This is a genomic window from Pseudorhizobium sp. NPDC055634 (assembly GCF_053618655.1).
This window is the reverse complement of the sequence record NZ_JBSHHW010000003.1, coordinates 374,465-390,564: the sequence shown is the minus strand read 5'-3', so window position 1 is coordinate 390,564 and position 16,100 is coordinate 374,465. Positions and strand designations below refer to the sequence as shown.

The window sequence follows — 16,100 nt, the reverse complement described above, 5'->3', positions numbered from 1 at the left end:
GGCTTACCTCTCCACCAGGGCCATTCTGGCGTTGAACCAGTTCATGAAAATCGAGGTCAGGATGCTGATGCTCAGGTAGACGATCAGCCAGATGGAGACCACTTCCACTGCCTGTCCGGTCTGGTTCATCGTCGTTCCCCCCGTCGAGACGAGTTCCGGGAAGCCGATGGCGACACCGAGCGAGGAGTTCTTCGTCAGGTTGAGGTACTGGCTGGTCAGCGGCGGGATGATGATGCGCAAGGCCTGCGGCATGACGACGAGGCGCGTAGTGGTCGAGGCGTGCAGTCCCAGTGCCGATGCGGCTTCCGTCTGGCCCTTCGCGACGCCCTGGATGCCGGCGCGAATGATCTCGGCGATAAAGGATGCAGTGTAGAAGGAGAGTGCAAGATAGAGCGCCACGAATTCCGGCGCGACGACCGCGCCGCCCGTCAGGTTGAAGCGGCCGGCGACAGGATAGTCGAAGGTCAGCGGCGAGCCGGCGACGAGGAAGGCGAGAAGCGGCAGGCCGACGATGAGGGCGATCGACGTCCACACGGTGTGGAACGGCTGCCCGGTCGCGATCTGGCGTGCCTTGGCCCAGCGGGCAATCACGAAGGAGGCGACGATCGCCACACCGAGTGCAAGCGGGATCAGCACCGCACCGTCGCCCCAGACCGGCTTGGGGATGGCCAGTCCGCGGTTGTTGAGAAACATGCTGAACGGCAGTTCGAGCGAATCTCGAACCTGGGGCAGGGCGCCGAGAACGCCCTTGTACCAGAAGAAGATCACCAGCAGGACCGGAACGTTGCGGAACACCTCGACGTAGACGGTGCAGAGCTTGGCGATCAGCCAGTTTCGCGACAGGCGGCCGAGGCCGATGACGAATCCGATGATCGTGGCGGTGATGATGCCGAAGAACGCGACCACGAGGGTGTTCAGGAAACCGACGAGGATCGCCCGCCCATAGGTGGAATCGCTGGTATAGGCGATCAGCGACTGGCCGATGTCGAAACCGGCGCGGCCATTCAGGAACTGGTACCCGGAGGCCGTGTTGGCGCGGCGGAGGTTTTCGGTCGTGTTGCCGAAGATCCACCAGCCGATGGTGACGATGACGATCAGCGCTATCGCCTGGAAGACTATTCCGCGGAATTTCGGGTCATAGATGTAGCTGGTCAACGATCGGCCGACAGGCGGCGCGATGGCATGATCGGTCATGCTTGCCAAATCCCCTTGATGACCTTTGCGGTCTTTTTGTTGTTTGTCAGTTTGTTTTTCGTCAGTCGGTTGGGAGCGAGGCGGCGGACCGCCTCGCTCCCGGATGCGAGCTGATCAGCGAACCGGCGGTGCGTACTGCAGGCCGCCCTTGGTCCACAGCGCGTTCAGGCCGCGCTCGATCTTGAGCGGGGTGTTGGCGCCGATGTTGCGTTCGAAGACTTCGCTGTAGTTTCCGACATGCTTGATGATGTTGTACGCCCAGTCGTTCGTCAGGCCAAGGTCGGTGCCGATCTTGGTGTCTGCCTCGACGCCGAGGAAGCGCTTGATGTCGGGGTTTTCGGAGTTCTTCATCTCGTCGACATTGGCCTGCGTGATGCCGAATTCCTCGGCCTGCACGAGGGCATAGTGCGTCCAGCTGACGATGTCGAACCACTGGTCGTCACCTTGGCGGACGGCCGGACCGAGCGGCTCCTTGGAGATGATTTCCGGCAGGATCACGTGATCGTCGGGGCTGGAGAGCGAAAGACGCAGCGAATACAGGCCGGACTGGTCCGTCGTGTAGACGTCGCAACGGCCCGAATCGTAGGCCGCGTTGACTTCCTCGAGCTTCTCGTAGACCACCGGGTTATAGTCGAGGCCGTTGCCCTTGAAGTAGTCGGCGAGGTTCAGTTCGGTCGTCGTGCCCGACTGTACGCAGACGGCTGCGCCGGAGAGTTCGAGCGCGGACTTCACGTTGAGGGCCTTGGGGACCATGAAGCCCTGGCCGTCATAGTAGTTCACAACGCGGAAGTTGAAGCCGAGCGCGGTGTCGCGGCTGATCGTCCAGGTCGTGTTGCGGAAAAGGACATCGCCTTCCCCGGACTGCAGTGCGGTGAAGCGTGTCTGGGCCGTCGTCGGGGTGAACTTCACCTTCGACGGGTCATTGAAGATCGCGGCGGCAACGGCGCGGCAGTAGTCAACATCCAGGCCAGTCCAGTTCCCCGACGCATCCGGTGCGGCAAAGCCTGCGAGACCGGTGTTCACCACGCATTGCAGGAACCCCTTCGCCTTGACATCGTCAAGAGTGGCAGCCGATGCGGCCGAGGCGGCGCCCAAAACTGCTGCGCCAATCGTGGCCGACAGTAGCGTCTTTTTCATTTTCCCAACCTTTATCTTTTGGTTTTTCTGATCTCGTTACGCTGCAGCTCGCTAGTCGATCACAACACAACGCCCCGTTACCCTCCCGGATACGGGAGCGCTATCACAGTCGTAAAACATCGGCATGGTCAAGCCTGCGACATTCAAATTGTGTCCGAAAAGAGTCGATCACCCTTAACGTGCCTATTTTCAAACCGGCGGTGCCAATACTTGTGCGTTTCATGCCGAAAGCATTGGCGGGGCGACCCCTGTTGTGCGATTGAACTTGCAACGGCCGGGTCGGACTTGACCGGTTTTCCGGCAGGCGGCAACATCGTGCCGCATTCCAGCAGAGAGCCTCTTCCAACATGAAAAACAGGTCTTCCTTGTCCGCCGACGCCGGCGTCAACACGCGCCTTGTCCATGCCGGACACGACCCCGCCAGCTACCACGGCTTCATCAATCCGCCGGTCGTCCACGCCTCGACCGTGCTCTTCCCGGATTGCCGGACGATGGAGACGAGAGCACAGAAATACACCTATGCAACCAGGGGTACGCCGACCACGGACGCGCTCTGCGAGGCGCTCGACGAGCTGGAAGGTTCGGCCGGGACCATCCTCGTTCCGTCGGGGCTGGCGGCGATATCGGTGCCGTTCCTGGCGTTCCTCTCCGCCGGCGACCACGCGCTCATCGTTGATTCGGTCTATGCGCCCTGCCGGCTCTTCTGCAACACGATGCTGAAGCGGCTGGGGGTGGAGATCGAGTATTACGACCCGGAGATCGGAGCGGGGATCGAGACCCTGATCCGGCCGAATACCAGGCTGGTCCATACGGAGGCCCCGGGTTCCAACACGATGGAGATGCAGGACATCCGCGCGATCTCGGAGGCCGCCCATCGCCATGGATGCGTGGTCACCATGGACAATACCTGGGCGACGCCCCTCTATTTCCGCCCCCTCGATTTCGGCGTCGACGTTTCGATCCACGCCACGACGAAATATCCCTCGGGGCACTCGGACATCATCATGGGATCGGTGTCGGCCAACGCCAAATATTGGCCACAGCTGAAGGATGCCGCGATCACGATGGGGATATGCGGCTCGCCGGACGACTCCTACCAGATCCTGCGCGGCTTGCGGACGATGGGCCTGCGGCTCGAGCATCACCAGAAGAGCGCGCTTGAGATCGCCCGTTGGCTTGAAGGCCGGGACGACGTCGCAAGGGTTCTGCATCCGGCCTTGCCGAGCTTTCCGGGCCACGAGATCTGGAAGCGCGACTTCAAGGGCGCGAGCGGCGTGTTTTCCTTCGTGCTCAAGGTGGACGCCGCGGGCCGGTTCAGCGCAAAGGCGCATGCCATGCTCGACACGCTGCAGCTCTTCGGGCTCGGCTATTCGTGGGGCGGCTACGAGAGCCTCGCGGTGCCGGTCAACCTCTCGGACCGCACGATCCGGAAGGCGCCGACGGACGGCCCGGTGATCCGGCTGCAGATCGGCCTCGAGGAGGTTGCCGACCTGAAGAAGGACCTGGAGGCAGGCTTCGCTGCCGCGGCGGCCGTCTGAGTCAGGGCGTCCGGTAGCCGTAGAGCCAGTCCATCTCCGCCGCCAGCGAGCGCGGCGGCTTCAAGGCGAGGACAAGGTCCCGCCCGATGCGGATGGGGCCGCGGGCGTGGTAGGCGAAGCGGTTGAACTCGCCTCGGGCGCGGACCCGCGCGACCCTCGCCCCGCGCTCCGCCTCGAAGGTCGCGAGCGCCGTCGCAAGCGGCGCCGTGCCGGACACCCGCGCCGAAAGCGCGAAGGCATCCTCGATGGCCATGGCAGCACCCTGGGCAGCGAAGGGCATCATCGCGTGGGCGGCGTCGCCGATGAGGACCATGTCGCCGCCGTTTTGCCAGCGGCCGGCCGATACCTGGTAGAGCGGCCAGAACGTCGGGCGTCCGGCGGAGGCCAGCATGCGAAGGAGAAGCGCATCCCAGCCGCGAAGTTGCGCCATCAGCATGCGGTGCTGGCTGTCGCTTGCCTTCGCGTCCCAGACGCTTGCGGAGGATATGCCGGAGGCGATCGCCACGAGGTTTATCCCGCCGGTATCCTTCAGCGGGTAGGCGACGAGATGCGCCGCCGGGCCGAGGAAGGCCGTGACCTGGTCGCGGGGGAGCCAGTCGGGGACATCGTCGTCCGGCACGGTGAAGCGCCAGGCGACATTCCCAGAAAAGCGTGCGACCGGCGCTCCCGGCACCTGCTCGCGGACCCTCGACCAGACGCCGTCCGCACCGACGACGAGAGGGTAGGACTTGCCGGTGGCGGCCGTAATGCTCGCGGCGATGTCGCCCCGCTGCGGGGAGCCCAGGTGAAGGCTGCAGAGCGGATCGGCCTCAACCGCCGAAAGGAGGACCTGCTGGAGCGTCGCCCGGTGGAGGACCCCATAGGGGGCGCCCCAGCGCTTGCGGGCGAACTCGCCCACCGGAACATGGGCAAGGTCGCGGCGCGACGTGCCCGAAGCGAGCGCGATCCTTTCGGGTTCGGCCCAGACGGCCTCAAGGGCCGGAAGGACGCCGAGTTCATGGAGGATACGCGAGGCGTTGGGCGAAATCTGCAGGCCGGCGCCGACCTCCCGCAGTTCTTTCGTCTCTTCGAAAATGTCGCATGCGATGCCGCGTCGCGCGAAGGAAAGCGCAGCGGTCAGTCCCGCCACGCCGGCCCCGACGACTGCGACCTTCTCGACAGCCATGGATCAGCGTCTTCGCGTCAGGCGGCGTTGACGTGGAAGACGCAGCCCGGAGGATTGGTCTGCTCGGGCTTCAGCGCCGGGTTGTACCGATAAAGAGTGGAGCAATAGGAACAGACCTTCTCGCTGTCATCGCCCATGTCGATGTAGATGTGCGGGTGATCGAAGGGCACGGACGCGCCGGTGCACATGAATTCCTTGACGCCGATCTCGATCACGCGATGTCCGCCGTCGTTCTGGAAATGGGGAATGTTGTGCCCGGCCATGGTCGTCTCCGAATGCTTGTCGATGGCGGCGGACCATATAGTCCCGGCCTGCGAATGTGTAGAGGGAAAAGGGCCGCGGGAGGCTAGAAACCGGGGGCCGGTCGGAATACATGCGGATCATGCGTCCGGTTATGACCAAGGCTATTTCATGAACCTCAATGCTCCGTCCTTCTCCTCCTTCCGTCACGACGGCCTCGATCTCTATTACCTCGACGAGGGAGACCCGGCGGGGGATCCGGTTCTCCTGATCCACGGGTTTGCCTCCAGCGCCCTGGTCAACTGGGTTCATCCGGGCTGGGTGAAGGCCTTGGGCGACGCGGGCTACCGCGTGGTCGCGATGGATAACCGCGGGCATGGGCTCAGCGGCAAGCCCCGCGACCCGGAAGCCTATCGTCCATGGGTGATGGCCGAGGACGCGGCGTCGCTCCTCGACCACCTGCGCATACCGGAAGCCCACGTTATTGGCTATTCGATGGGCGCGAGGATTTCGGTGTTCCTGGCGCTCGCCCATCCGGACCGCGTCCGGTCCCTGGTGCTCGGCGGGCTCGGCAGCGGGATGACGGACGGGGTGGGCGACTGGGACCCGATCGCCGACGCGCTGCTGGCGCCGTCTCTCAACGACGTCGAACACGAACGCGGCAGGATGTTCCGTGCCTTCGCGGAGCAGACGAGGAGCGATCGCGAGGCGTTGGCGGCCTGCATTCGAGGCTCCCGCGATCTCGTGGCCGAAGCCGACATGGGGCGGATAGATGCTCCAACGCTGATCGGCGTCGGGACAAAGGACGACATCGCCGGATCGCCACAGAAGCTCGCGGCGCTGATGCCGAACGCGACGGCGCTCGACATCCCCGGTCGCGACCACATGCTGGCGGTCGGTGACAGGGTCTTCAAGAAGGCGGTGCTGGATTTCTATTCCCAGTTCTGATCGACATTCACCGTGATTGAACCCAGGCATCAACGAAATGCGATTTCGCCACCGTTGGTCTTCCTGTAAAGTTCTTTCTATATAATCGACGGCTAGAGAAACGAGGAGACGGCCATGGCCGCAAGAACCGAGATCCGTCCCAACGAACCTGTCGCGACGGTGGACCCGATCTGGGACACGATGCGCCAGGAGGCGAAGGCTGCCGCGGACCGGGATCCGCTCCTCGCCGCTTTCCTGTACTCGACGGTCCTCAATCATGCCTCGCTCGAGGACTGCGTCATCCACCGGATCTGCGAGCGTCTCGACCATGCGGACATGCAGGCGGTACTCCTGCGCCAGACCTTTGCGGAGATGCTGGCCGACTGGCCCGAATGGGGCAGCGTCCTCAGGGTAGACATCCAGGCCGTCTACGACCGCGATCCCGCCTGCCTGCGGTTCCTCGAGCCGGTGCTCTATTTCAAGGGCTTCCACGCGATCCAGACCCATCGGCTGGCGCACTGGCTGCTCGACCGCGGGCGCCGCGACTTCGCGCTCTATCTCCAGAGCCGGGCCTCCAGCGTCTTCCAGACCGACATCAACCCGGCAGCGCGGATCGGCAGGGGCATCTTCCTCGACCACGCGACGGGGCTCGTGGTGGGAGAGACGGCCGTCATCGGCGACAATGTCTCGATCCTGCACGGCGTCACCCTCGGCGGAACCGGCAAGGAGGGCGCCGACAGGCACCCGAAGATCGGCAACGGCGTGCTGATCGGCGCGGGGGCAAAGATCCTCGGCAACATCGATATCGGTTCATGCTCGCGCGTTGCCGCCGGGTCCGTGGTGCTCAAGTCGGTTCCCTCCAACAAGACGGTTGCCGGCGTTCCCGCGAAGGTGGTCGGCGAGGCCGGCTGCTCCGAGCCCGCGCGGCTGATGGACCAGTTGCTGACCTCCGAAGATTGAGCGGCCGAAGATTGAGCGGACGAAGGCGCGCTGCCGCCGGCTGGGCCGGGGAAAAGCGGCGGCGAGCCGGCGCCTGCCTTTACTTTGCCCTTGATGGCATGGCAAAAGCGCGGCGAACCGAACCGCGTACGGAGAAGACATCGTGAAACCTGACGAAATCAAGAAGCTCGACGGCTATTTCAAGCGGATGTTCAATCCGCAGATGGTCGTGAAGGCTCGGCCGAGGAAAGACGATTCCGCCGAAGTCTATCTCGGCGATGAGTTCCTCGGGGTCGTCTACGTGGACGATGAAGACGGCGACCGCTCCTACAACTTCTCCATGGCAATCCTCGACGTCGACCTCTAGGCCGATCGCCGGAACGGTATACTTTGTGCGCTGCACAATAGTCCCTTGACTCATCGATCCGCCCGCCATTCTATGAGCAGGTGCGAATGAACCAGGGGCACCGCTATGTTCAATTTCGACAATGCCAGCAAGAAGAGCATGGAGACCATGGAGGAGATGCTGAAGAGCTATTCCGGCATGGTGAGGAGCTTTCAGGTCATCGCGACCGAGGCGAGCGAATATTCCCGCCGGTCCTACGATGACATGAATGCGTTCATGGAAGCGCTGATGTCGGCGCGCGGCATGGAAGAAGCCTACCAGATCCAGGCCGGTTACGTGAGGTCGTCCTACGACAGCTTCGTCGCCGAGGCGACCAAGCTCGGTGAGCTCTACTCCCAGCTTGCCAAGTCCGCCTACAAGTCCCAGCCGCAGCCAACGGCCGCTCTTTCGACCGCGGTCGTTGCGGCGGATGCCGCCTGACCCCAGCCGGATCGGACAGGATTTCGGAGGCCGGCGGCGCAACTGTCGCCGGCCTTTCGATTCAAGCTTCGCAAGAATAGGCAGATGAAGCGGTTGCCGGACGGAATAGTGATTGCGCGACGGCGAGGGGGGCTTAAAATTCCGGCCCAATGAACTAAGTTAGTACCGATGTGATGCCCGCCGTTCGAGCCGACCGCGTTCGTCGGATGCCTGGGGAATGAATGAAGATGATCGCACGGCCGATCTTGATGCAAAACGAAAAAAGCGGCGACGGAGACAACGCTAATCGCGGCACGTCCGTCATCACCCGCACGAAGCCGAAAACGAAGAAACCAAATCTGTACCGCGTACTGCTGCTTAATGATGACTACACGCCGATGGAGTTCGTCATCCACATTCTGGAGCGCTTCTTCCAGAAGGATCGCGAAGCAGCCACGCGGATCATGCTCCACGTTCATAACCATGGCGTGGGGGAATGCGGGATCTTTACGTACGAGGTTGCGGAGACGAAGGTGAGCCAGGTCATGGACTTTGCCCGCCAGCACCAGCACCCGCTCCAGTGCGTGATGGAAAAGAAGTGAGGAGCCCACGTGCCAACTTTTTCGCCTAGTCTTGAAAAGGCGCTACACCAGGCACTGACCTACGCGAACGAGCGGCATCATGAATATGCCACGCTCGAGCACCTGCTTCTGGCATTGATCGACGATGCCGATGCAGCAGCGGTCATGGGTGCTTGTAACGTCAACCTCGATGCCCTGCGCAAGACCGTGACCGACTATGTCGACAACGAGCTTGCCAACCTCGTCACCGGTTACGACGAGGATTCAAAGCCGACCTCCGGCTTCCAGCGCGTGATCCAGCGCGCGGTGATCCATGTCCAGTCCTCCGGGCGAGAAGAGGTCACGGGCGCCAATGTGCTCGTGGCGATCTTCGCCGAGCGCGAGAGCCATGCGGCCTTCTTCCTGCAGGAGCAGGAGATGACCCGCTATGATGCCGTCAACTACATCTCCCACGGCATCGGCAAGCGACCCGGGTCCTCCACGGTGCGTCCGCCCCGCGGCGCCGAGGAAAGCGATGCGGATGCCAAGCCCTCCCGCGAGCAGGACGACGGTACCGGCAAGAAGCCGGCAGAGGCGCTGAAGGCCTATTGCGTCAACCTCAACGAGAAGGCCAGGGACGGCCGCATCGATCCGTTGATCGGTCGCCATTCCGAAGTCAACCGGACCATCCAGGTGCTCTGCCGCCGGTCGAAGAACAACCCGCTCTACGTGGGCGATCCCGGCGTCGGCAAGACGGCGATCGCCGAGGGCCTCGCCAAGCGGATCGTCGAGGGCAAGGTGCCCGAGGCGCTCGCGGACGCGACGATCTTCTCGCTCGACATGGGCACGCTACTCGCCGGTACCCGCTATCGCGGCGATTTCGAGGAGCGGCTGAAGCAGGTGGTGAAGGAGCTCGAGGAATATCCGGGCGCGGTGCTCTTCATCGACGAGATCCACACCGTCATCGGTGCGGGTGCGACGTCGGGCGGCGCGATGGATGCATCCAACCTCCTGAAGCCGGCGCTCTCCTCCGGCGCGATCCGCTGCATCGGCTCGACGACCTACAAGGAATACCGGCAGTTCTTCGAGAAGGACCGGGCGCTTGTCCGCCGGTTCCAGAAGATCGACGTCAACGAGCCTTCGGTCGACGATGCGATCGAGATCATGAAGGGGCTGAAGCCCTATTTCGAGGAGTACCACAAGCTCCGCTACACGAACGAGGCCATCAAGTCCGCCGTGGAACTGTCGGCCCGCTACATCTCGGACCGCAAGCTGCCGGACAAGGCGATCGACGTGATCGACGAGACGGGTGCGGCACAGATGCTTCTGCCCGCCTCCAAGCGGCGCAAGCTGATCACGGAGAAGGAAATCGAGGCGACCATCGCCACCATGGCCCGGATTCCGCCGAAGACCGTTTCGAAGGACGACGAGATGGTTCTCGCCAACCTCGAAAAGGAACTCCGTTCGGTCGTCTACGGCCAGGACAAGGCAATCGAGGCACTTGCGACCGCCATCAAGCTCGCACGTGCCGGCCTGCGCGAGCCGAACAAGCCGATCGGCTGCTATGTCTTCTCCGGCCCGACGGGTGTCGGCAAGACCGAAGTCGCCAAGCAGCTGGCCGCGTCGCTCGGCGTGGAACTGCTGCGCTTCGACATGTCGGAATACATGGAGCGGCACACGGTCTCGCGTCTGCTTGGCGCACCTCCCGGCTATGTCGGCTTCGACCAGGGCGGCCTGCTTACCGACAGCGTCGACCAGCATCCGCATTCCGTCGTCCTGCTCGACGAGATCGAGAAGGCGCATCCGGACATCTTCAACATCCTGTTGCAGGTCATGGACCACGGGTCGCTGACCGATCACAACGGCAAGAAGATCGACTTCCGCAACGTCATCCTGATCATGACGACCAATGCGGGCGCATCGGAAATGGCGAAGGCGGCGATCGGCTTCGGTTCGTCCAGGCGCACCGGCGAGGACGAGGAGGCGCTGAACCGCCTGTTCACGCCGGAGTTCCGCAACCGGCTCGACGCGACGATCCCGTTTGCGCCGCTGCCGACGGAGGTCATCCACCAGGTCGTCCAGAAGTTCGTCATGCAGCTGGAGACGCAGCTTTCCGAACGCAACGTGACCTTCGACCTGCAGCCGGACGCCATCGCCTGGCTTGCGGACAAGGGCTATGACGAGCGGATGGGGGCCCGGCCACTGGCGCGGGTCATCCAGGAGCATATCAAGAAGCCGCTCGCCAACGAGATCCTGTTCGGCAAGCTGCGCAAGGGCGGTGTCGTCCATGTTTCCGTGGGCAAGCAGGAGGACGGCAAGGACGGCCTCGTGCTGGAATGCGTCCCGGAGGCCGCCCCGGTGAAGCCCAAGCCCGAAGCCGAGGTCGAAGGGTCCCTGGACGAGGCGGGCGCAAAACCGAGGAAGCCCCGCAAGGCCAAGAAGACTTCCGGCAAGGACGGCGGCGACAAGGGTCGCCCGATGGCCGAGGCGGTCGCGACGACCTCCGACGCGGCGCCGCCCGCTACCCCGCGCAAGGGCAGCAGCATGGTGCCGCGCGTACCGAAGTCGAAGTAACCGACCTACCAGAACAGCAATGCCGGGTGTAAGCCCGGCATTGCCTTTTCCTGCGGCCAGTCCGCCTTGCCTCCGGTTTCCTCATGTCGCCAAGCAGTGATACGCAGTCCGCTTCCTTCTGGTTCCTGGCCGGGATGCGGGGCATCACTTCGCTGCCGGCAATCATCCTGATGACATCGTTCGTCGGGTTCAGCGCCTTCGCCTTCGAATCGGGCATCACCCGCGCCGAGGCGATCTTCATGACGCTCTCCATCTGGGCCCTGCCGGCCAAGATGATCCTGGTGGGGATGATGGCGAGCGGAGCCCATATCGCCGCCTGCTTCGTCGCCGTGACGCTCTCGTCGATCCGGATGATGCCGATGGTGGCGTCGCTCATTCCGGAGATGCGGACCGCGCGGACGCCGACCTGGTTGCTTCTCTTGCTCTCGCACTTCGTCGCCATCACCGCCTGGGTCTTCGCGACCGAGCGGCTGCGGGACGTGCCGCGGGAATACCGCGCGACCTTCTTCGCCGGCTTCGGGATCACGCTGACGCTGACCAACACCCTGATTGTCGCCGTCTGCTACGGGATCGTGGAAGGTTTCCCGCCGGTCATTTCCGGTGCGCTGTTCATGCTGACGCCGGTCTATTTCCTCGCCTCGATCTGGGCGACGGCGCGGCATGCGGTGGTGAGGATCGCCTTCGTGATCGGCGTTGTCTCCGGCCCCTTGCTGGCGCTGGTGTCACCGGGGTTCGACGTGCTCTATGCGGGAATAGGCGGTGGGACGCTCGCCTATCTCATCGACCGTTTCTGGATCCGGGGGCGAAAAGGCAGCGTGCAGGTGGAGAAGCAGCATGGGCAGTGAATGGTGGCCCTTCGTGGTGATCGCGGTCGCCGGCTGGCTCGCGACCGATATCTGGCGCTGGCTCGGCGTATTGGCTGGGAACCGGTTGGACGAGGATTCCGAGGCGCTGCACTGGGTGCGCGCGGTCGCCACCGCGCTGGTCATGGCGGTGACCGCCAAGCTCATCGTCTTTCCGACGGGCACGCTTGCCGAAGCGCCGCTCTGGCTGCGTCTCGGCGCGGCGGGGGTCGGCTTTGCCGCATTCCTGCTTGCGGGACAGCGCATCGGCGTCGCGGTCGTCACCTCAACCGTGCTCCTCGGGCTCGGGCTTTACTGGCTCGGCTTCTAGCGCTACCGAGCCTCCCCATCCGCGGCATACCTCACCCAACCGGCATTTTCCCATGACAGACAGAAGAGCCCTTTCACCGGAACCCGTAGATGCGGCCGCGCGTCGGTCGAGGAAGCCCGTCGTCGTCTATCCGAACGGGACGCTCGTTTCCCCCGACATGGAGCGGCTGGAACGGGCGAGGGGAACGTTAGAGAAGATCGACGAGGTGATCGTGCCGCCGCGTGACGGGAGAGCCTTCACGGTGCCGAGAGGTCATTTCTTCCGGATCGTCAGCGTGGAGGGACCGCAGGTCGGCGATCTCAACCTGTGGAACGCCAACGACCTCGCCGAGAGGTTCTTTAGTGGCAAGACGAGAGCGCTGCATGCGACGCATGTGTCGGTCGGCGACCGGCTGTGGAGCACGTTGCCGTCGCTGCGGCCGATGGCGACGATCACCCACGACACGCTCGGCTGGTATGGCTGGGACGAGGACGGGGCCGGCGTGCACGACGTCATCGGCACGCGCTGCGATCCCTATACGAACCGGCTGCTGAGCGGTGACGACTACCACAATTGCTGCCATTCCAACCTCTGCCGGGCTATCGTCGGCACGGGGGATGTTCTTCGGCGAGGCCGAGCCGCATGTCCACGACGTCCTCAACGTCTTCATGTGCACCGGCTTCACGAAGGATACGCACCAGTATTTCATGAAGGCGAGCCCGGTGAGACCGGGCGACTACCTGGAATTCTTCGCCGAGATCGACCTGCTCGGCGCGCTCTCCGCCTGCCCGGGCGGCGATTGCGGCAGTTCGCATTCAAGCGATGTCGCCGCCTGCCATCCCCTGAAGATCGAGGTTTTCCGGCCGGACATGGATCTCCTGTCGGGCTGGCCGTTCCCGGATCGCAACGCTTATGGGAGCCCGGCCTGACGGTTCGGGGCAATAAAGAAAGGGAGGCGCCGGTGCCTCCCTTTCCGGTCCGCGGACATGTCTAGAGGGCGGCCCTGACCTTCTCGGCATGGGCCTTGAGGATTCCCCCGTCTTCCATCTTTCCCGAATGGGGCTTCAACGGCTCGCCTTCGCGGCGCGGGATGACATGAAAATGCAGGTGGAAGACGGTCTGTCCGGACGCCGCCTCATTGAACTGGGCAATGGTGATGCCGTCGGCATCGAACGCCTGCCTGGCGGCGCGCGCGAGTTTCTGCACCACCGGAATGGTCCTGGCGAGCACCGCCGGGTCGGCATCGAGAAGGTTGCGGGAGGGTGCTTTCGGCACGACCAGAAGGTGGCCGGGCGCCTGGGGCATCACGTCCATGAAGGCGAGGGTATCGTCGTCCTCGTAGACCTTGTGGCACGGGATATCACCGCGCAGGATTCTGGCGAAGATGTTGTCGTCGTCATAGGCCGGGCCGTTCATTGGCATTCCTCTCCTTCGTCTCTCGGTTCTCGTTGCTGTCGTTCGCCCTTGCGGAAGGGGCTGTGGGCTTCCAGGTATTCGCCGGCATGCGCCACGTTCAGGCGCTCCCGCTCGAGGTAATCGGCAACGGCGCGCCTCAGCCCCGGATGGGCGATATAGTGCGCCGAATGGGTCGTAACGGGAAGATAGCCGCGCGCGAGCTTGTGCTCGCCCTGCGCCCCGGCCTCTACCCGCTTCAGCCCGCGGGAAAGGGCGAAATCGATCGCCTGATGATAGCAGAGTTCGAAATGCAGGAAGGGGTGATCCTCGATGCAGCCCCAGTGGCGGCCGTAGAGCGCGTCGCCGCCGATGAAGTTGATGGCGCCTGCGACATAGCGGCCGGAGCGCTTCGCCATGACGAGCAGGATGTCGTCGGCCATGCGCTCGCCGATCAGCAAGTAGAAGCGGCGGGTGAGGTAGGGGCGACCCCATTTGCGGCTGCCGGTATCCATGTAGAAGGCGAAGAACTGGTCCCAGATATCCTCGGTGAGGTCGCTGCCCGTCAGCCAGTCGATGGTGATGCCGTTCTCCACCGCCGCCCGCCGTTCCTTCTTCAGTGCCTTGCGCTTGCGCGAGGCAAGCGTGTCGAGGAAGGCGTCGTGGCTGGCATAGCCTTCGTTGATGAAATGGAACTGCTGGTCCGTGCGATGCAGGTAGCCCGCCTCCTCGAAGAAGGGCAGTTCGTCTTCCGGAAGGAAGGTGACGTGGGCCGAGGAGACGCCGAGCTGGCGTGTCACCTGCTGGAGACCCGCCGCAAGCGTCGCGCGGACCGCCCCGGGATCCTGTCCGTCGGCGACAAGCAGGCGAGGTCCGCTCGCCGGGGTGAAGGGGATGCTGCACTGGATCTTCGGGTAATAGCGCCCGCCGGCACGCTCGAAGGCGTCGGCCCAGCCATGATCGAAGACATATTCCCCCTGGCTGTGGCTCTTGAGGTAGCCGGGGATGGCGCCGAGCAGCGTTCCTGCCGCGTCCTCGAGCAGGACATGGTGCCCGAGCCAGCCGGTCCTGGCGGTGGCCGAACCGGAATCCTCCATGGCCGAGAGGTAGGCGTGCGAGAGGAAAGGATTGTAGACGCCGGGACCGGACTTCGACGCTCCCGAAAGCCGCGACCAGGCCTCCGGCGGGATAGCCGGAAAGCTTTTCTCGATGCGGATGGAGAGCGGTTCTGTCATCCTATGCGGAGGCGGTCTCCCGTGGGTCGAAGCCCTCGAACGTCATCTGGTCCGCTTGAGTATAGGTATGGACGCGTGCGTTTTCATCCCTGACGGTCCAGGTAATTACCGGAAGGCCTGCCTGTCGCTGCGCGGTGACGAAGCTGTTGGGCAGGTGGCCATGGAAATAGGAGATGAAATCCAGGCCGAGACGCATGGCCTCTTCGTGGCGGGCGAGATCCTCCGGGTTCACGCCTTCCGCCGTCAGGCCGAGGGGGTAGGGCGCGCCCGCCTCCTTGAGGTCCCTGAGGATATGGTGGTCGAAGCTCATCAGCGCGACCTTGCCCTGATAGCCTTCCAGGGCCTCCAGCACAGCCTCGGCGAAGCCGTCGTCCTCGCCGGCGCGACCCTTGATCTCGATGACCAGGGGCACCCGGCCCGCCACGAGCTTCAGCATCTTTGAGAGGGTCGGGATCCTGTCGGCCGTTCCTCCGACGGCCAGCAGACCGAGTTCGCCGGACGTGCGCTCGCGGACATCGCCCTTGATGCCGCACAGCCGCTCAAGATCGTGATCGTGAAAGACGACCGGCACGCTGTCGGCGGCCAGTTGCAGATCGCACTCGATCGCAAAACCGGCCTCGGCGGCGCGGGAGAAGGCGGTGAGCGTGTTTTCCCACACGTCCCGGTTCATGTCGTGATAGCCGCGGTGGGCGACGGGCACGTCCCTGATCCATGCGGCGTCGGTCATGCTTCGATCTCGATGATGGCGTCGATTTCCACGGAGGCGTTGAGCGGCAGCGCCGCCATGCCGACGGCGGCACGGGCGTGCCTGCCGGGTTCGCCCAAGACTTCGGCGATCAGGTTCGACGCGCCGTTGATCACCAGGTGCTGCTCGGTGAAATCCGGCATGGAGGCGACGAAGCCGTTCAGCTTGAGGATGCGCCTGATGCGTCCGAGATCGCCGCCGAGCGCCGCCTTCGCCTGGGCGAGGATGTTGATGGCGCAGAGTTCGGCGGCCCGCTGCGCAGTCGCGACATCGACGTCGCGGCCGACGAGGCCGGTGACCGCAACTTTGCCGTTTTCCACCGGCAACTGTCCGGAGAGATAAAGCATGTTGCCGCTGATGGTGAAGGGGACGTAGTTGGCTGCTGGGGCGGCCGCTTCCGGAAGGATGATTCCCTTCTCCTTGAGGCGGCTTTCTATGGCTTCGGACACGGGCTGCTCCAGTTCTGTTGTAAACGTCTCGAAAATCCGGCATTCAAG

The 16,100-nt window shown here is 63.8% G+C and carries 17 protein-coding genes and 1 pseudogene; 10 read left to right on the top strand and 8 right to left on the bottom strand.

The window, feature by feature from the left end:
- Positions 1–3: 3 nt before the first annotated feature.
- Both ACWGPT_RS07190 and ACWGPT_RS07185 read right to left on the bottom strand, forming a co-directional pair.
- Positions 4–1,194: an amino acid ABC transporter permease gene (locus ACWGPT_RS07190; protein ID WP_452604907.1), complete on the bottom strand. Its 1,191-nt coding sequence runs from the start codon at positions 1,192–1,194 to the stop codon at positions 4–6.
- A gap of 114 nt (positions 1,195–1,308) precedes the next feature.
- The gene (locus ACWGPT_RS07185; protein WP_452604906.1) at positions 1,309–2,331 is read right to left on the bottom strand and encodes an amino acid ABC transporter substrate-binding protein; all 1,023 of its coding nucleotides are present in this window, start codon (positions 2,329–2,331) and stop codon (positions 1,309–1,311) included.
- A gap of 347 nt (positions 2,332–2,678) precedes the next feature.
- Between ACWGPT_RS07185 and ACWGPT_RS07180 the strand changes: the two genes are divergently transcribed.
- The gene (locus ACWGPT_RS07180; RefSeq protein ID WP_452604905.1) at positions 2,679–3,869 is read left to right on the top strand and encodes a cystathionine beta-lyase; all 1,191 of its coding nucleotides are present in this window, start codon (positions 2,679–2,681) and stop codon (positions 3,867–3,869) included.
- Position 3,870: 1 nt separating this feature from the next.
- Here the strand turns inward: ACWGPT_RS07180 and ACWGPT_RS07175 are convergent, their stop codons facing one another.
- Positions 3,871–5,034, bottom strand: coding sequence for an FAD-dependent monooxygenase (locus ACWGPT_RS07175; RefSeq protein WP_452604904.1), 1,164 nt, complete (start codon positions 5,032–5,034; stop codon positions 3,871–3,873).
- Positions 5,035–5,051: 17 nt separating this feature from the next.
- Positions 5,052–5,297, bottom strand: a complete 246-nt coding sequence (locus ACWGPT_RS07170; RefSeq protein ID WP_452604903.1) for a zinc-finger domain-containing protein — start codon at positions 5,295–5,297, stop codon at positions 5,052–5,054.
- A 148-nt stretch (positions 5,298–5,445) separates the two neighbouring features.
- Here ACWGPT_RS07170 and ACWGPT_RS07165 point away from each other — a divergent pair, with 148 nt between their 5' ends.
- The 9 genes and pseudogenes from ACWGPT_RS07165 to ACWGPT_RS07125 all read left to right on the top strand — a co-directional run bounded on the left by ACWGPT_RS07165 (position 5,446) and on the right by ACWGPT_RS07125 (position 13,160).
- The gene (locus tag ACWGPT_RS07165; RefSeq protein WP_452604902.1) at positions 5,446–6,222 is read left to right on the top strand and encodes an alpha/beta fold hydrolase; all 777 of its coding nucleotides are present in this window, start codon (positions 5,446–5,448) and stop codon (positions 6,220–6,222) included.
- 114 nt (positions 6,223–6,336) lie between these two features.
- Positions 6,337–7,161 carry a serine O-acetyltransferase gene (gene cysE / locus ACWGPT_RS07160; protein WP_452604901.1) on the top strand — a complete coding sequence of 275 codons (825 nt, stop codon included), beginning with the start codon at positions 6,337–6,339 and terminating at the stop codon, positions 7,159–7,161.
- A 142-nt stretch (positions 7,162–7,303) separates the two neighbouring features.
- Positions 7,304–7,507 carry a DUF3126 family protein gene (locus ACWGPT_RS07155; RefSeq protein WP_452604900.1) on the top strand — a complete coding sequence of 68 codons (204 nt, stop codon included), beginning with the start codon at positions 7,304–7,306 and terminating at the stop codon, positions 7,505–7,507.
- 105 nt (positions 7,508–7,612) lie between these two features.
- Positions 7,613–7,966, top strand: coding sequence for a phasin family protein (locus ACWGPT_RS07150; RefSeq protein ID WP_452604899.1), 354 nt, complete (start codon positions 7,613–7,615; stop codon positions 7,964–7,966).
- A 227-nt stretch (positions 7,967–8,193) separates the two neighbouring features.
- Complete coding sequence (clpS, locus tag ACWGPT_RS07145; protein ID WP_452604948.1) at positions 8,194–8,547, top strand: ATP-dependent Clp protease adapter ClpS; 354 nt, start codon at positions 8,194–8,196, stop codon at positions 8,545–8,547.
- 9 nt (positions 8,548–8,556) lie between these two features.
- Positions 8,557–11,079 (top strand): ATP-dependent Clp protease ATP-binding subunit ClpA, encoded by a 2,523-nt coding sequence (gene clpA, locus ACWGPT_RS07140; RefSeq protein WP_452604898.1) that lies wholly within the window; start codon positions 8,557–8,559, stop codon positions 11,077–11,079.
- An 83-nt stretch (positions 11,080–11,162) separates the two neighbouring features.
- Positions 11,163–11,924 carry an AzlC family ABC transporter permease gene (locus ACWGPT_RS07135; RefSeq protein WP_452604897.1) on the top strand — a complete coding sequence of 254 codons (762 nt, stop codon included), beginning with the start codon at positions 11,163–11,165 and terminating at the stop codon, positions 11,922–11,924.
- Complete coding sequence (locus ACWGPT_RS07130) at positions 11,914–12,252, top strand: AzlD domain-containing protein (RefSeq protein WP_452604896.1); 339 nt, start codon at positions 11,914–11,916, stop codon at positions 12,250–12,252. Before ACWGPT_RS07135 ends, ACWGPT_RS07130 begins: the two co-directional genes overlap by 11 nt.
- 52 nt (positions 12,253–12,304) lie before the next feature.
- Positions 12,305–13,160: pseudogene (locus tag ACWGPT_RS07125) on the top strand (urea carboxylase-associated family protein).
- A gap of 61 nt (positions 13,161–13,221) precedes the next feature.
- Here ACWGPT_RS07125 and ACWGPT_RS07120 read toward each other — a convergent pair.
- Genes ACWGPT_RS07120 through ACWGPT_RS07105 form a run of 4 tightly spaced genes read right to left on the bottom strand, consistent with a single transcriptional unit; the run spans position 13,222 to position 16,052 of the window.
- Complete coding sequence (locus ACWGPT_RS07120) at positions 13,222–13,647, bottom strand: HIT family protein (RefSeq protein WP_452604947.1); 426 nt, start codon at positions 13,645–13,647, stop codon at positions 13,222–13,224.
- Positions 13,644–14,858, bottom strand: coding sequence for a GNAT family N-acetyltransferase (locus tag ACWGPT_RS07115; protein WP_452604895.1), 1,215 nt, complete (start codon positions 14,856–14,858; stop codon positions 13,644–13,646). The genes ACWGPT_RS07120 and ACWGPT_RS07115 overlap by 4 nt, the downstream gene beginning before the upstream one ends.
- A gap of 1 nt (position 14,859) precedes the next feature.
- Positions 14,860–15,585 (bottom strand): glycerophosphodiester phosphodiesterase, encoded by a 726-nt coding sequence (locus tag ACWGPT_RS07110; protein WP_452604894.1) that lies wholly within the window; start codon positions 15,583–15,585, stop codon positions 14,860–14,862.
- Positions 15,582–16,052 carry a RidA family protein gene (locus ACWGPT_RS07105; protein ID WP_452604893.1) on the bottom strand — a complete coding sequence of 157 codons (471 nt, stop codon included), beginning with the start codon at positions 16,050–16,052 and terminating at the stop codon, positions 15,582–15,584. The genes ACWGPT_RS07110 and ACWGPT_RS07105 overlap by 4 nt, the downstream gene beginning before the upstream one ends.
- Positions 16,053–16,100: the final 48 nt, after the last annotated feature.

Coding starts and splice junctions, on each gene's coding strand:
- clpS (WP_452604948.1), top strand. CDS start 8,194: ATGATCGCACGGCCGATCTTGATGCAAAACGAAAAAAGCGGCGACGGA.
- ACWGPT_RS07135 (WP_452604897.1), top strand. CDS start 11,163: ATGTCGCCAAGCAGTGATACGCAGTCCGCTTCCTTCTGGTTCCTGGCC.
- ACWGPT_RS07130 (WP_452604896.1), top strand. CDS start 11,914: ATGGGCAGTGAATGGTGGCCCTTCGTGGTGATCGCGGTCGCCGGCTGG.
- ACWGPT_RS07180 (WP_452604905.1), top strand. CDS start 2,679: ATGAAAAACAGGTCTTCCTTGTCCGCCGACGCCGGCGTCAACACGCGC.
- ACWGPT_RS07165 (WP_452604902.1), top strand. CDS start 5,446: ATGAACCTCAATGCTCCGTCCTTCTCCTCCTTCCGTCACGACGGCCTC.
- ACWGPT_RS07110 (WP_452604894.1), bottom strand. CDS start 15,585: ATGACCGACGCCGCATGGATCAGGGACGTGCCCGTCGCCCACCGCGGC.
- ACWGPT_RS07175 (WP_452604904.1), bottom strand. CDS start 5,034: ATGGCTGTCGAGAAGGTCGCAGTCGTCGGGGCCGGCGTGGCGGGACTG.
- ACWGPT_RS07190 (WP_452604907.1), bottom strand. CDS start 1,194: ATGACCGATCATGCCATCGCGCCGCCTGTCGGCCGATCGTTGACCAGC.
- ACWGPT_RS07115 (WP_452604895.1), bottom strand. CDS start 14,858: ATGACAGAACCGCTCTCCATCCGCATCGAGAAAAGCTTTCCGGCTATC.
- ACWGPT_RS07120 (WP_452604947.1), bottom strand. CDS start 13,647: ATGAACGGCCCGGCCTATGACGACGACAACATCTTCGCCAGAATCCTG.
- ACWGPT_RS07150 (WP_452604899.1), top strand. CDS start 7,613: ATGTTCAATTTCGACAATGCCAGCAAGAAGAGCATGGAGACCATGGAG.
- cysE (WP_452604901.1), top strand. CDS start 6,337: ATGGCCGCAAGAACCGAGATCCGTCCCAACGAACCTGTCGCGACGGTG.
- ACWGPT_RS07185 (WP_452604906.1), bottom strand. CDS start 2,331: ATGAAAAAGACGCTACTGTCGGCCACGATTGGCGCAGCAGTTTTGGGC.
- ACWGPT_RS07170 (WP_452604903.1), bottom strand. CDS start 5,297: ATGGCCGGGCACAACATTCCCCATTTCCAGAACGACGGCGGACATCGC.